Raw genomic sequence first — 15,205 nt, 5'->3', positions numbered from 1 at the left:
GCTGTTTGAAAAAACGTCTGTTTGTCACGGGTCTGAGCGGATTCGTAGGACAACACATCCAATCGCGTTTGCAGGCTGATACCTCGGAATGGGAGCTGCTGCCTGTTCCCGACCGCTACGATCTTGCTGCGCCGCAGAGCCTCGAAGGCTTGTGGCCGCAAATGCCCGATGCGGTGATTCACCTGGCCGGCCAGACGTTCGTCCCGCAGGCCTTTCGTGATCCGGCCGGCACCCTGAATATCAATCTGCTGGGCACCCTGAACCTGCTGCAAGCCCTCAAGGCGCGCGGCTTCACCGGCACGTTTCTGTACGTCAGCTCCGGTGATGTCTATGGCCAGGTCGCCGAAGAGCATCTGCCCATCACTGAACTGCAGCCCCCCTGCCCGCGCAATCCCTATGCCGTAAGCAAACTGTCGGCAGAGTTCCTGAGTCTGCAATGGGGCCTGAGCGAAGGCTGGCCCGTACTGGTTGCCCGCCCGTTCAACCATATAGGCAGCGGGCAGAAAGACAGCTTCGTCATTGCCGGCGCCGCGCATCAGATCTGCCGGATCAAGCAAGGCCTGCAGGCACCACGACTGGAGGTCGGGGACGTCGACGTCACGCGCGACTTCCTTGATGTCGCGGACGTGGTCTCGGCCTACCTGGCCTTGCTGGAAAAAGGCACACCGGGGCAGGTCTACAACATTTGCTCGGGACGCGAGCAGAGCATTCGCAGTTTGATCGAACAATTGGCAAATCTTGCCCAGGTCGACCTGCAACTGGTCCAGGACCCTGCGCGACTTCGCCGCGCGGATCAGCGTCGGGTGTGTGGCAGCCCTGACAGACTGGCCCAGACCACCGGATGGAAGTCTGAAATCACAACACAACAATCCCTGCGGGCGATCCTGTCCGACTGGGAGAAGCGAGTACGACAAGTATGACTAAAAGTGCATTGATCACAGGTATCACCGGCCAGGATGGCGCCTATCTGGCCAAACTGCTGCTCGACAAGGGTTACAAGGTCCACGGCCTGGTTGCGCGTCGCAGCAGCGACTCGCGCTGGCGCCTGCGCGAGATGGGGGTCGAGGCAGACATCGTCTACCTGGATGGCGACATGGCCGATGCCTGTTCAGTGCAGCGCGCGGTGATCAAATCGGCGCCGGACGAGGTCTACAACCTCGCCGCGCAAAGCTTTGTCGCGGCCTCGTGGGATCAACCGGTGACCACCGGCATCGTCGACGGCCTGGGCGTTACGCACTTGCTCGAAGCGATCCGCCAGTTCAGTCCGCACACGCGTTTCTATCAGGCGTCCACCAGTGAAATGTTCGGCCTGATCCAGGCCGAGCAGCAGGACGAGAACACGCCGTTCTATCCGCGCAGCCCTTATGGCGTGGCCAAGCTGTATGGCCACTGGATTACCGTGAACTACCGCGAAAGCTTCAACCTGCACGCCAGCAGCGGGATTCTGTTCAACCATGAATCACCGCTGCGCGGCATCGAGTTCGTGACACGCAAAGTCACCGACGCCGCCGCCCGGATCAAACAGGGCAAACAGCAGGAACTGCGCCTGGGCAACATCGACGCCAAGCGCGACTGGGGCTTTGCCGGCGACTACGTCGAAGCCATGTGGCTGATGCTGCAACAGGACAAACCCGACGACTTCGTGGTGGCCACCGGCGTGACCACCACCGTGCGCGAGATGTGCCGGATCGCCTTCGATCATGTGGGCCTGAACTACCGCGACTACGTGAAGATCGACCCGGCGTTCTTCCGCCCGGCCGAAGTCGAAGTACTGCTCGGCAACCCGGCCAAGGCCCAGCGAGTGCTGGGCTGGAAACCAAAAACCGATCTGGATGCCTTGATCCGCATGATGATGGATGCGGACATGAAACGCGTTGCCAAGGAGTAGGCCATGCTGATTCCCGTGATTCTCTCCGGCGGTGCCGGGACAAGGTTGTGGCCGGTGTCGCGTGAAGGCCATCCCAAGCCGTTCATGGCCTTGCCTGACGGCCAGTCGCTGCTGGGCAAGACCTATCGGCGTGCCGCAGAGTTGCTCGACGGCTGGGGCGATATCGTCACGGTGACCAACCGCGAGTACTACTTCCAGAGCAAGGATCACTTTCGGGACGCGCACCTTGGCCGTCATCGCGGGCACTTCCTGCTGGAACCGACGGGGCGCAATACGGCGCCGGCGATTGCCGCCGCCGCCCTCTCCCTCCAGGCCCTGCATGGCGACGACGCGATCATGCTGGTCATGCCGGCCGACCATCTGATCGTCAATGTCGAGGCGTTGAAGGACGCAGTCGAACATGCCGTGACGCTGGCCAGGCGCGGTCACCTGGTGACCTTCGGTGTGGTGCCGACGGCGCCGGAGACCGGTTTTGGCTACATTGAAGCCGGCACGTCACTGGACGACAAAGGCGCTGCCAGCGTGCGGCGCTTTGTCGAAAAGCCCGACCTGCAAACCGCGACGCATTACGTGGAAAGCGGCAACTTCCTGTGGAACTCCGGGATGTTTTGCTTCTCGGTCGCCACCCTGCTGGCCGAACTGCAAACCCACGCTCCCGATTTGCTGGAGCAGACGCAAACCTGCATGGCCGCCAGCGCTGCGGTGGAAAACGCCGGGAGCGTGCAACAGGAACTGTCACCGGCGCTGTTTGGCGAAATCATGGACATTTCCATCGACTACGCGTTGATGGAGCGCTCCGACAAAGTGGTCGTCGTGCCCGCCCGTTTCGATTGGAGCGACATCGGCTCCTGGGGTGCGGTGGCCGCGCTGGTGCCGGCGGATGCACAGAACAACCGTGCCGTCGGCGAGGCGATTTTCATCGACAGCCACAACAACTTTGTCCAGAGCGACAACCGTCTGGTAGCGACCGTGGGCGTGGATGACCTGATCATCGTCGACACCGCCGACGCGGTGCTGGTGGCCCACGCCGACCGCGCCCAGGATGTGCGCCGGGTGGCCAGGCAACTCAAGGACAAAGAGCACGAGGCCTACCGCCTGCACCGTACGGTCAGCCGGCCATGGGGCACCTACACCGTGCTCGAGGAAGGCCCGCGCTTCAAGATCAAACGTATCGTGGTCAAGCCCGGCGCCAAGTTGTCATTGCAGATGCACCACCATCGCAATGAGCACTGGGTGGTGGTCGAAGGCATGGCCAAGGTCACCAACAACGGCACCGGCACGCACCTGGTGGCCAAGAACGAATCGACCTTCATTGCCGCCGGTCACAAGCATCGCCTGGAGAATCCCGGTGTGATCGACCTTGTGATCATCGAAGTGCAAAGCGGCGAATACCTGGGAGAGGACGATATCGTCCGCTTCGAAGACCAATATGGGCGGACGGTTTGAATGCTGCGTAATCTTTACCAATCCCTGTGGAGTTACCGGGGTTTCATCCTCGGCAGCGTCAAGCGGGAGTTTCAGGCGCGTTATCGCAACTCGCTGTTCGGTGCCTTGTGGACCGTGCTCAATCCGCTGTCGATGATCCTGGTCTACACGGTGATCTTTTCCACCATCATGCGCGCCCGCTTGCCGGGCGTGGATGACGGGCTCGCCTACAGTGTCTACCTGTGCGCCGGCCTGCTCACCTGGGGCCTGTTCGCCGAGATCACCACGCGCAGCCAGAGCATGTTCCTGGAAAACGCCAACCTGCTGAAGAAAATCAGCTTCCCGCGCATCTGCCTGCCGGTCATCGTGCTGCTCAATGCCGGCATCAATTTCGCGATCATCCTGGGCTTGTTCCTCGGCTTCCTGCTGATCAGCGGGCGGCTGCCGGGCATGGCGTTACTGGCGCTGGTGCCGTTGCTGATCCTGCAAGTGATGTTCGCCGCGGGGCTGGGGATGATCCTGGGTGTGCTCAACGTGTTCTTTCGCGACGTCGGGCAGTTTTTCGGCATCTGCCTGCAATTCTGGTTCTGGCTGACGCCGATCGTTTATCCGCTGTCGATCCTGCCGTCGGGTATCCAGAGCTTCATCGAACTGAACCCGATGACGGCACTGATGAACAGCTACCAGAACCTGTTTCTCTACAACCAATGGCCGAACTGGAGCTCGCTGGTCCCCTTACTGGTGATCGGCCTGTTGTTCTGTGGGATGGCGCTGCGGCTGTTCCGCCAGCGTGTCGGTGAAATGGTGGACGAGCTCTGATGGGACAAATACGTGTCAGTGGCCTGGGCAAGGCCTACAAGCAGTACCCCAATCGCTGGAGCCGGCTGTTCGAATGGCTGGTGCCCTTTTCCCCTACCCGGCATCACCTGCACTGGGTGCTGCAAGGGGTCGATTTCGAGATTCAGCCGGGCGAAGCCGTGGGCATCGTCGGGGTCAACGGTGCCGGCAAAAGCACGCTGTTGAAGATGATCACCGGCACCACCCAACCCACCTGCGGCGACATCCAGCTGCAAGGTCGCGTGGCCGCGCTGCTTGAACTGGGCATGGGTTTCCACCCGGACTTCACCGGTCGGCAGAACACCTTCATGGCCGGCCAGTTGCTCGGCATGCAGGTGGAGGAAATCGAAGCGCTGATGCCAGAGATCGAGAGCTTCGCCGAAATCGGCGAGGCCATCGACCATCCGGTTCGCACCTACTCCAGCGGCATGCAGATGCGCCTGGCGTTCAGCGTGGCCACCGCGCGCCGGCCGGATATCCTGATCGTCGACGAAGCGCTGTCCGTGGGTGATGCCTACTTCCAGCACAAGAGCTTCGATCGCATCCGCAACTTCCGCAAGGCCGGCACCACGTTGCTGATCGTGTCCCATGACCGCTCCGCGATTCAGTCGATCTGCGACACCGCCATCCTCCTGGAAAACGGGCGCATGGCCATGCGCGGCAAGCCCGAAGAAGTAATGGACTACTACAACGCCATGCTCGCCCAGCGCGAGGGCCAGACGGTGCGCCAGGAAATGCTCGCCAACGGGCAGGTGCAAACCATTTCCGGGACAGGCGAAGCGGGCATTCTCAGCGTCCGCCTGCTTGACCCCAAGGGCCGTTCGGTGGAAGTGGCAGAAGTCGGTCAGGCGATGGTCCTGGAAGTACAGGTCGAGGTGCGCCAGGACATCGAGCGGCTGATTCTCGGCTTCATGATCAAGGATCGCCTCGGCCAGCCCATGTATGGCATCAACACCCACCGGGTCGACAAAGCACTCACCGACCTGAGTGCCGGCGAACGCATCACCTATCGTTTTGCCTTCGACATGCGCCTGGGCAAGGGCAACTATTCGGTGGCCCTGAGCCTGTCGCGTCTGGACTCGCACCTGGATCGCAATTTCGAATGGCGAGACTACGGGCTGGTCTTCCACGTGATCAACAATCGCCAGGAAGATTTTGTCGGTTGCTCCTGGCTCGAAGCGCAGACCAGTGTTACCCGCTCCAGCGAAAACCAGGTGGAAACAGTTGGGGTGACGCAATGACCAGACTGCTGGTGGAATGTACCTACGTTTTCGAACACCCCGATGCCAACTCGGGCATTCAGCGGGTCGTTCGCAATGTGATTCAGCAATTGCCGGCTGCGGACGCCCAGCGTGAATGCATTCCGGTGGTGATGATCAATGGCGCGTTGTTCGAGGTGAAAAGCCTGGCGCCCCTGCCGACCGTCAAAGTGGATCTGGTGAGCCTGCGGGTGAAGCTCGAACAGTTCGCCAATCAGTTCTGGCTGCGCCACCGCGCGCTGGAACGACGCCGCCCTTTCAGCCAATCGAAGTTCGCCCGCCGGGTGCTTTATGTCGGTTGCCGCCTCACCGCGTTCGCCTGCCTGAGCCTGCCGATGCGCCTGCTGGACCGGGTACTCAAGGGCAAGCCGGTTCCCGAGCGCTGCGTGCCATTGCAACATCGCGCTGGCGACCAGTTGGTGCTGCTGGACTCGTCCTGGCATGCCAACTTTTTCCCCCTCGCCGAGCAACTCAAGCGTGACGGGGTCGGCATCGTGTCGGTGATCTACGACCTGATTCCCCTGACCCACCCGCAATTCTGCGACGCCGGGCTGGTAAAGGTGTTCAACGAATGGTTCGACTGGATCGCCCGCACCGCCGATGGCTACGTGGCGATCTCGACCACCATCCGCGACCAGGTGCGCCAGGAGATGACCCGCAGGATCGGCACCGCGCAGGTCCAGCAACGCTGGTTCGACTACTTTCACCTCGGCTCAGAACTCGACCTGAGCGATGCCCGCTCCGCCGTCGACCCGGGGCTGCTGCAGATGTTCAAGTCGGCGAGCCCTGTATTCCTGATGGTCAGCACCATCGAGCCGCGCAAGAACCATGCGTATCTGCTCGACGCGTTCGAGCGAGCCTGGGCGGCCGGATCCAGGGCCCGGTTGTGCATCGTCGGCAAGATCGGCTGGAAGTGCGAGGCGCTGATCGAGCGTATCCGCCAGCATCCAGAGTTGAACCAGCGCCTGTTCATGTTCAATACGCTCTCGGACAGGAGCCTGGAACACGCCTATTCCCACGCGACATCGCTGGTGTTCCCGTCCTACGTCGAAGGGTTCGGGTTGCCGCTGGTGGAAGCGATGCAGCGTGGCCTGCCGGCAATGGCCAGCGACATCCCGGTGTTTCGCGAAATCGGTGGCGAGTACATGGCGTACTTCGACCTCACCGACCCGCAGAACCTGGCCGAAATGGTCATCGACATGGAAACGAGCGGCGCATTTCCCGCGCCCCTCAACCTGGAAAACTGGCGCTGGCTGAGTTGGCGCGAGGCGAGTGCGCAACTGGTCGACCGTATCCAGTGCAACCTGCACAGCGATGCGAAGGTGCCTGAGAATCAGCATGCGAATTGCCCTTAACGCCCGCATCCTCCAGGCCCCGCGCACGGGCATCGGCCACTACGTCGCCGAACTGGCGACGGCCCTGGCCCGCGAACCGGACGTCGAGTTGTCGTTGTTCCATGGCTGGGGCTGGAGTTCGGTCCTGCCCGAGGCGGCGATGCCCGGTTACTCGCGCTTGACACCATTGCTGCGACAGATCCCGGGGGCCTATCAGGCGCGGCGCTGGCTGGAACAGAAGCGCTTCGACCAGCGCCCCGCCCAGTCCATCGATCTGTATCACGAGCCGAGCCTGTGGCCGCTGTCGTTCAACGGCCCGACCATCATCACGCTGCATGACCTCACCCACCTGCACTATCCCGACACCCAGCCACCGGCCCGTCTGCGCGAAATCGAGCGTCGACTGGCCGACGGCGTACAACGGGCGCGCCTGATTCTGACGGACTCGCAGCACATCGCCGATGAAGCGCAGGCCTGGTTCGCTCTGCCGGCCGAACGCTTCGTGGTGGCACCGCTAGGTGTGGCCCCGCGATTCCACCCGCGTGAACCCGAGGCCATCGATCGCGTCCTCAAAACCCACGGCGTCGAGGCGCGGGAGTATTTTCTCTGCGTCGGCACCCTGGAGCCGCGCAAGAACCTGATCCAGGCCCTGCGCGCCCATGCCCGACTACCGGAAACGGTGCGCCAGCGGTTTCCCTTGCTGATCGCCGGTATGGCCGGCTGGCAGCGTCAGCAGTTCAATGACGAGTTGCGTTTGGCCCTCGCCTCAGGTCATGTGTGCCTGCTGGGGTACCTGCCCGACGAGGATCTGGCGCAGTTGCTGGCCGGTGCCCGGGCGCTGGTCTTCCCGTCGTTGTACGAGGGGTTCGGCCTGCCGGTGCTGGAAGCCATGGCCAGTGGCACCCCGGTGATTCTGACGGGAATATCGGCGATGCCGGAGGTGGCTGGCGATGCCGGCAACTACATCGAGGCGCACGACCCGGACACCTTGCGCGATGCCATGCAGCGGCTGATCGACGACCCGGCACACTGGCAGGTCTGTCGCGAGGCGGGCTTGCAGCGAGCGAAGCTTTTTTCCTGGGAGCGTTGCGCGACGGTGACCGCCCGCGCCTACCGCCAGGCTATGGAGAACTGATATGCGCGTTCTGCACTTTTACAAAACCTACTTGCCCGACTCCATGGGCGGCATCGAACAAGTCATTTTCCAGATGAGCGAAAGTGGCGCGCGCCATGGTGTCGACAGCACGGTGCTGACCCTGAGCAATAACCCGGCGCCGGGCGCGTTGCAGATCCGCGAGCACCAGGTGCATCAGGCCAGGATGGATTTTCAGCTCGCCTCCACCGGCTTTTCCTACAGCGTGTTCAAGCAGTTTCGTGAGCTCGCCGCCGAAGCCGACGTGGTCAACTACCACTTCCCCTGGCCCTTCATGGACCTGGTACATTTTGTCAGCGCCACCAAAAAGCCCAGCGTGGTGAGTTATCACTCCGACATCATTCGCCAGCGTCATCTGCTCAAACTGTACCGTCCGTTGATGCGCCGGTTCCTGGACAGTGCGGATCGAATCGCCGTGGCGTCCCCCAACTACTTTCACACCAGCGACGTGCTCAAGGACTATCGGGACAAGACCCGGGTCATCACCTATGGCCTGGACAAATCGGGTTATCCGAAGCACGACGCGGCACGTACAGAGCGCTGGCGCCAGAAACTGGGGGACAAGTTCTTCCTGTTCGTCGGTGTCATGCGCTACTACAAGGGGCTGCACATCCTGCTCGAAGCGATGCAGGGGCTGAACTACCCCGTGGTGATCGTCGGCGCCGGCCCGCTGGAAGAGGAGTTGCATGCCCAGGCCAGGGCACTGGGCCTGCAGAACCTGCACTTTCTCGGCTTCCTCGGTGATGAAGACAAGGTTGCCTTGCTCGAGTTGAGTTATGCGGTGGTGTTCCCGTCGCACCTGCGCTCCGAAGCATTCGGCATTTCACTGCTGGAAGGCGCGATGTATGGCAAACCGATGATCTCCAGTGAGATTGGCACGGGCACCAGTTACATCAACATCCATAACGAAACCGGGCTGGTGGTGCCGCCAAGTGATCCACTGGCGTTTCGTGAGGCGATGCGCACGCTTTGGGAAAACCCGGTGCTGGCGGCACAAATGGGCGAGAAGGCGCAGGCCCGCTATCAGAATCTGTTTACGGCGGACGAAATGGGTCGCAAATGGGCGGCGTTGTATGAGGAACTGCTGGAAGAAAAAAACCTCGCCTACGCATGAGGCTTTTTTGCGGGATCCGACTTGCCTTGGCTGCGGCCGGGGAAATCTACGGGCAAATGTCCCAGGTCAGCAACGTGCTGGAACAACCGGCCGATGAAGTAATTGGCAAATTGCCGATGTCGAGATTCATTTGCTGTGGAACCGCGAACAGAAGATGAGCCCTGACGGTTCAGACGTGAGGATCTCCCGGCGCCTTGCCCGGTGCCGCGTACTGCGGCTTCAGGTGCCCGTCCTGATCGAGTAGCCAGGCGTCCATGATCTGCCGTACGACCGGTCCGGCGACGCGGCCACCCGCCTCACCGTTTTCGATCATCACCGAAATCACGATCTTCGGGTGCTCGGCCGGGGCGAAACCGACGAACAAGGCATTGTCGCGGTTACGCTCACGGGTTTTCTCCCGGTTGTAGCGTTCGCCCTGCTTGATCGCCACCACTTGCGCGGTACCACTCTTGCCGGCAATACGGTATTGCGCGCCCGCGGCTGCGGCCCGGGCAATCCCGCGGGCATCGTGCATCACCATCTGCATGCCATGGTTGACCTGCTCCCAGTCGCGTGGATCCTTGAGCAGGATGTCCGGGATCGGATGCTCATCCACCGGCGCGACACCGTCCACGGTTTTGGCCAGGTGCGGGCGATTCCACACGCCTTTGTTGGCAATCAGCGCCGTGGCCTGGGCCAATTGCAGCGGCGTGACTTGCATGTAGCCCTGGCCGATACCGAGAATCACCGTCTCGCCAGGAAACCAGGCCTGTCGACGCGTGGCGCGCTTCCATGCCTGGGATGGCATCAGGCCGGGGGACTCTTCGTTCATGTCCAGGGAGACTTTCTCACCCAGTCCGAACATTGCCATGTAGTCGTGCAGGCGATCGATCCCCAGCTTGTGTGCGAGGTCATAGAAATAGGTGTCGTTGGAACGCATGATCGCTGCATCCATATCCACCCAGCCGTCGCCGTTGTGGTTCCAGTTGCGGTACTTGTGATCGAAATCCGGCAGTTGGTAATAACCGGGATCGAACACACGGGTCTGTGGCGTGACGACCCCCGTGTCGAGGCCGGCGATTGCCACTTCCGGCTTGATGGTCGAACCCGGCGCGTACAGGCCGCGCAGCACACGGTTGAACAGCGGTCGGTCGACGGAGTCGCGTAGCGCAGAGTACTCCCTGGAACTGATGCCGGTGACGAACAGATTAGGATCGAAACTCGGGTTGCTGACCATGGCCAGCACTTCACCGGTCGACGGATCGAGCGCAACCACCGAGCCGCGACGATCACCCAGAGCTTGTTCGGCTGCTTCCTGCAGCTTGACGTCGAGACTCAGGACAATGTTTTCACCCGGCACCGGATCCGTGTGCTTGAGCACTCGCAGCACGCGGCCCTGGGCATTGGTTTCGACTTCCTCATAACCCACATGGCCGTGCAGTTGCGACTCGTAGAATTTTTCGATCCCGGTCTTGCCAATGGATTGGGTGCCTCGGTACTCGACCGTATCCAGGGCCTTTGACTCTTTCTCGTTGATGCGTCCGACGTAGCCGACCGAATGCGCGAAGTGCGCGCCCAACGGATAGTGCCGAACGAACTGCGGCTCCACATCGATGCCCGGCAAACGGAACTCGTTGACGGCGAGTACAGCGATCTGTTCTTCGCTCAGTTCATAGAACAGCGTCACCGGTACGAAGGGGTGACGTGCCTGCCTCATCACCTTGTCGAATTGCGACCGATCTTCAGTGGACAAGTGCAGGAGATTGACGACTTCGTCCAGCTCTTCGTTGGCATTGGAAGCACGTTCGCGGGTGATGGTCAGGTTGAAGCTGGGGCGGTTGTCCGCAAGGAGTACGCCGTTGCGGTCATAGATCAATCCGCGGGTAGGCGTAATCGGCAGGACATGTACGCGATTGTTTTCGGAGATGGTCGAGTGATAGTCGAACTCGACGACCTGCAGGACATACAGGCGTACCACCAGAGCACAGGTTATGGCGGCAACGAACAAGGCGCAGGCCATGAGTCTCTTGTTGACCAGGCGTGTTTCTTTTTCGTGGTCCTTGATCGGTATCGGTTCAGGCACTTGTGCAGCAACTCTTTGAAAAGAATGCCGATCCGTGGGCGCAGACTCAGTCCATTAAAAATGAGCTGCACCTTAGCAAAACCAGGGAGTCCGGTTTGTGTGATTTTTTTTACAATTGACTTTGAATGGAACGCTCGTGTTTTTTCGCGCGCAAAAACAAAACCCCAACTGCTTTCGCAATTGGGGTTTCGGAATTTAATCTTGACGATGACCTACTCTCACATGGGGAAACCCCACACTACCATCGGCGATGCATCGTTTCACTTCTGAGTTCGGGATGGGATCAGGTGGTTCCAACGCTCTATGGTCGTCAAGAAATTCGGGTACTGAGTCGTGGCCAGTTGGCCTCGCTTCAGCAAATTGGGTATGTGACAGCTCGGTGTTTTGTGAGTCTTTCGAACTTTCGGTTCGTTTCGTCTTCACACACCGCAATCTGGTCTCTTTCGTATTTTTCAACTAGGAGCATCAAATTGCTTGGGTGTTATATGGTCAAGCCTCACGGGCAATTAGTATTGGTTAGCTCAACGCCTCACAGCGCTTACACACCCAACCTATCAACGTCGTAGTCTTCGACGGCCCTTCAGGGGACTCAAGGTCCCAGTGAGATCTCATCTTGAGGCAAGTTTCCCGCTTAGATGCTTTCAGCGGTTATCTTTTCCGAACATAGCTACCCGGCAATGCCACTGGCGTGACAACCGGAACACCAGAGGTTCGTCCACTCCGGTCCTCTCGTACTAGGAGCAGCCCCTCTCAAATCTCAAACGTCCACGGCAGATAGGGACCGAACTGTCTCACGACGTTCTAAACCCAGCTCGCGTACCACTTTAAATGGCGAACAGCCATACCCTTGGGACCGGCTTCAGCCCCAGGATGTGATGAGCCGACATCGAGGTGCCAAACACCGCCGTCGATATGAACTCTTGGGCGGTATCAGCCTGTTATCCCCGGAGTACCTTTTATCCGTTGAGCGATGGCCCTTCCATACAGAACCACCGGATCACTAAGACCTACTTTCGTACCTGCTCGACGTGTCTGTCTCGCAGTCAAGCGCGCTTTTGCCTTTATACTCTACGACCGATTTCCGACCGGTCTGAGCGCACCTTCGTACTCCTCCGTTACTCTTTAGGAGGAGACCGCCCCAGTCAAACTACCCACCATACACTGTCCTCGATCCGGATAACGGACCTGAGTTAGAACCTCAAAGTTGCCAGGGTGGTATTTCAAGGATGGCTCCACGCGAACTGGCGTCCACGCTTCAAAGCCTCCCACCTATCCTACACAAGCAAATTCAAAGTCCAGTGCAAAGCTATAGTAAAGGTTCACGGGGTCTTTCCGTCTAGCCGCGGATACACTGCATCTTCACAGCGATTTCAATTTCACTGAGTCTCGGGTGGAGACAGCGCCGCCATCGTTACGCCATTCGTGCAGGTCGGAACTTACCCGACAAGGAATTTCGCTACCTTAGGACCGTTATAGTTACGGCCGCCGTTTACCGGGGCTTCGATCAAGAGCTTCGCGTTAGCTAACCCCATCAATTAACCTTCCGGCACCGGGCAGGCGTCACACCCTATACGTCCACTTTCGTGTTTGCAGAGTGCTGTGTTTTTAATAAACAGTCGCAGCGGCCTGGTATCTTCGACCGGCGTGGGCTTACGGAGCAAGTCCTTCACCCTCACCGGCGCACCTTCTCCCGAAGTTACGGTGCCATTTTGCCTAGTTCCTTCACCCGAGTTCTCTCAAGCGCCTTGGTATTCTCTACCCAACCACCTGTGTCGGTTTGGGGTACGGTTCCTGGTTATCTGAAGCTTAGAAGCTTTTCTTGGAAGCATGGCATCAACCACTTCGTCACCAAAAAGGTAACTCGTCATCAGCTCTCGGCCTTAAGATCCCGGATTTACCTAAGATCTCAGCCTACCACCTTAAACTTGGACAACCAACGCCAAGCTGGCCTAGCCTTCTCCGTCCCTCCATCGCAATAACCAGAAGTACAGGAATATTAACCTGTTTTCCATCGACTACGCTTTTCAGCCTCGCCTTAGGGACCGACTAACCCTGCGTCGATTAACGTTGCGCAGGAAACCTTGGTCTTTCGGCGTGGGTGTTTTTCACACCCATTGTCGTTACTCATGTCAGCATTCGCACTTCTGATACCTCCAGCAAGCTTCTCAACTCACCTTCACAGGCTTACAGAACGCTCCTCTACCGCATCACCCGAAGGTGATACCCGTAGCTTCGGTGTATGGTTTGAGCCCCGTTACATCTTCCGCGCAGGCCGACTCGACTAGTGAGCTATTACGCTTTCTTTAAAGGGTGGCTGCTTCTAAGCCAACCTCCTAGCTGTCTAAGCCTTCCCACATCGTTTCCCACTTAACCATAACTTTGGGACCTTAGCTGACGGTCTGGGTTGTTTCCCTTTTCACGACGGACGTTAGCACCCGCCGTGTGTCTCCCATGCTCGGCACTTGTAGGTATTCGGAGTTTGCATCGGTTTGGTAAGTCGGGATGACCCCCTAGCCGAAACAGTGCTCTACCCCCTACAGTGATACATGAGGCGCTACCTAAATAGCTTTCGAGGAGAACCAGCTATCTCCGAGCTTGATTAGCCTTTCACTCCGATCCACAGGTCATCCGCTAACTTTTCAACGGTAGTCGGTTCGGTCCTCCAGTCAGTGTTACCTAACCTTCAACCTGCCCATGGATAGATCGCCCGGTTTCGGGTCTATTCCCAGCGACTAGACGCCCTATTAAGACTCGCTTTCGCTACGCCTCCCCTATTCGGTTAAGCTCGCCACTGAAAATAAGTCGCTGACCCATTATACAAAAGGTACGCAGTCACCTAACAAAGTAGGCTCCCACTGCTTGTACGCATACGGTTTCAGGATCTATTTCACTCCCCTCTCCGGGGTTCTTTTCGCCTTTCCCTCACGGTACTAGTTCACTATCGGTCAGTCAGTAGTATTTAGCCTTGGAGGATGGTCCCCCCATATTCAGACAAAGTTTCTCGTGCTCCGTCCTACTCGATTTCATGACTAAGAGATTTTCGCGTACAGGGCTATCACCCACTATGGCCGCACTTTCCAGAGCGTTCCGCTAATCTCAAAGCCACTTAAGGGCTAGTCCCCGTTCGCTCGCCACTACTAAGGGAATCTCGGTTGATTTCTTTTCCTCAGGGTACTTAGATGTTTCAGTTCCCCTGGTTCGCCTCTTGCACCTATGTATTCAGTACAAGATAACCATCTTATGATGGCTGGGTTCCCCCATTCAGACATCTCCGGATCAAAGTCTGTTTGCCGACTCCCCGAAGCTTTTCGCAGGCTACCACGTCTTTCATCGCCTCTGACTGCCAAGGCATCCACCGTATGCGCTTCTTCACTTGACCATATAACCCCAAGCAATCTGGTTATACTGTGAAGACGACATTCGCCGAAAATTCGAATTTCTCAACTAAGAGAACTCACAAATTTTACCTTAGCCTGATCCGTTACCAGTGAAAGTAACGTTCAGTCTATCTTTCTATCACATACCCAAATTTTTAAAGAACGATCTAATCAAAAGACTAGAAATCAATATTCGTTGCAGAATATTCATTTCTAAACTCTCAAACTTTCGAAGCAGTTAATGGTGGAGCCAAACGGGATCGAACCGTTGACCTCCTGCGTGCAAGGCAGGCGCTCTCCCAGCTGAGCTATGGCCCCATACAAAATTGGTGGGTCTGGGCAGATTCGAACTGCCGACCTCACCCTTATCAGGGGTGCGCTCTAACCAACTGAGCTACAGACCCAATTTCGAGCGCGTAACTGTTAGCGTTGAGCTATCAGCTTGGAGCTTAAAGCTGCTTCTATCGTCTTCTTCAATGAATCAAGCAATTCGTGTGGGAACTTATGGAGAAGCTGAGTCGTCGATTAAGGAGGTGATCCAGCCGCAGGTTCCCCTACGGCTACCTTGTTACGACTTCACCCCAGTCATGAATCACACCGTGGTAACCGTCCTCCCGAAGGTTAGACTAGCTACTTCTGGTGCAACCCACTCCCATGGTGTGACGGGCGGTGTGTACAAGGCCCGGGAACGTATTCACCGCGACATTCTGATTCGCGATTACTAGCGATTCCGACTTCACGCAGTCGAGTTGCAGA

At 58.4% G+C, this 15,205-nt stretch carries 9 protein-coding genes, 2 tRNA genes and 3 rRNA genes (1 of these 14 only partly in view); 8 read left to right on the top strand and 6 right to left on the bottom strand.

The annotated features are described in order from the left end of the window. Positions 1-5: 5 nt before the first annotated feature. From ACXX83_RS04795 to ACXX83_RS04760, 8 genes are read left to right on the top strand one after another with little or no spacing between them, the layout of a single operon-like run. Positions 6-920 carry a GDP-mannose 4,6-dehydratase gene (locus ACXX83_RS04795; protein WP_217837616.1) on the top strand — a complete coding sequence of 305 codons (915 nt, stop codon included), beginning with the start codon at positions 6-8 and terminating at the stop codon, positions 918-920. Then, the gene (gmd, locus tag ACXX83_RS04790) at positions 917-1,888 is read left to right on the top strand and encodes a GDP-mannose 4,6-dehydratase (RefSeq protein WP_015094126.1); all 972 of its coding nucleotides are present in this window, start codon (positions 917-919) and stop codon (positions 1,886-1,888) included. The genes ACXX83_RS04795 and gmd overlap by 4 nt, the downstream gene beginning before the upstream one ends. Positions 1,889-1,891: 3 nt before the next feature. Continuing rightward, positions 1,892-3,334, top strand: coding sequence for a mannose-1-phosphate guanylyltransferase/mannose-6-phosphate isomerase (locus tag ACXX83_RS04785; RefSeq protein ID WP_217837615.1), 1,443 nt, complete (start codon positions 1,892-1,894; stop codon positions 3,332-3,334). Continuing rightward, on the top strand, positions 3,335-4,132 hold the full coding sequence (locus ACXX83_RS04780; RefSeq protein WP_458547679.1) for an ABC transporter permease: 798 nt from the start codon (positions 3,335-3,337) through the stop codon (positions 4,130-4,132). Further along, complete coding sequence (locus tag ACXX83_RS04775; RefSeq protein WP_458547678.1) at positions 4,132-5,391, top strand: ABC transporter ATP-binding protein; 1,260 nt, start codon at positions 4,132-4,134, stop codon at positions 5,389-5,391. Before ACXX83_RS04780 ends, ACXX83_RS04775 begins: the two co-directional genes overlap by 1 nt. Continuing rightward, positions 5,388-6,764, top strand: coding sequence for a glycosyltransferase family 4 protein (locus ACXX83_RS04770; RefSeq protein WP_458547677.1), 1,377 nt, complete (start codon positions 5,388-5,390; stop codon positions 6,762-6,764). Before ACXX83_RS04775 ends, ACXX83_RS04770 begins: the two co-directional genes overlap by 4 nt. After that, positions 6,748-7,878 carry a glycosyltransferase family 4 protein gene (locus ACXX83_RS04765; protein ID WP_458547676.1) on the top strand — a complete coding sequence of 377 codons (1,131 nt, stop codon included), beginning with the start codon at positions 6,748-6,750 and terminating at the stop codon, positions 7,876-7,878. Before ACXX83_RS04770 ends, ACXX83_RS04765 begins: the two co-directional genes overlap by 17 nt. A gap of 1 nt (position 7,879) precedes the next feature. Beyond that, complete coding sequence (locus ACXX83_RS04760; protein WP_458547675.1) at positions 7,880-9,010, top strand: glycosyltransferase family 4 protein; 1,131 nt, start codon at positions 7,880-7,882, stop codon at positions 9,008-9,010. A 169-nt stretch (positions 9,011-9,179) separates the two neighbouring features. Here the strand turns inward: ACXX83_RS04760 and mrdA are convergent, their stop codons facing one another. The 6 genes from mrdA to ACXX83_RS04730 form a co-directional block, all read right to left on the bottom strand. Next, entirely contained in the window at positions 9,180-11,072 is a 1,893-nt protein-coding gene (gene mrdA, locus ACXX83_RS04755; RefSeq protein WP_458547674.1) for a penicillin-binding protein 2, read from the bottom strand. Between the two features lie 199 nt (positions 11,073-11,271). Next, a 5S ribosomal RNA gene (gene rrf, locus ACXX83_RS04750) occupies positions 11,272-11,387 on the bottom strand. 170 nt (positions 11,388-11,557) lie between these two features. Beyond that, a 23S ribosomal RNA gene (locus ACXX83_RS04745) occupies positions 11,558-14,451 on the bottom strand. A gap of 240 nt (positions 14,452-14,691) precedes the next feature. Beyond that, positions 14,692-14,767, bottom strand: a tRNA-Ala gene (locus ACXX83_RS04740). Between the two features lie 9 nt (positions 14,768-14,776). Continuing rightward, a tRNA-Ile gene (locus ACXX83_RS04735) sits at positions 14,777-14,853 on the bottom strand. Positions 14,854-14,975: 122 nt separating this feature from the next. Beyond that, positions 14,976-15,205: ribosomal RNA gene (locus tag ACXX83_RS04730) — 16S ribosomal RNA — on the bottom strand (it continues 1,307 nt past the right edge of the window). The 16S, 23S and 5S rRNA genes sit together here with 2 tRNA genes alongside, the layout of an rRNA operon.

The sequence above is a fragment of the Pseudomonas sp. GNP012 genome, assembly GCF_054343835.1.
The sequence above is the reverse complement of the archived record's forward strand: the minus strand, read 5'-3'. Positions and strand labels throughout refer to the sequence as shown.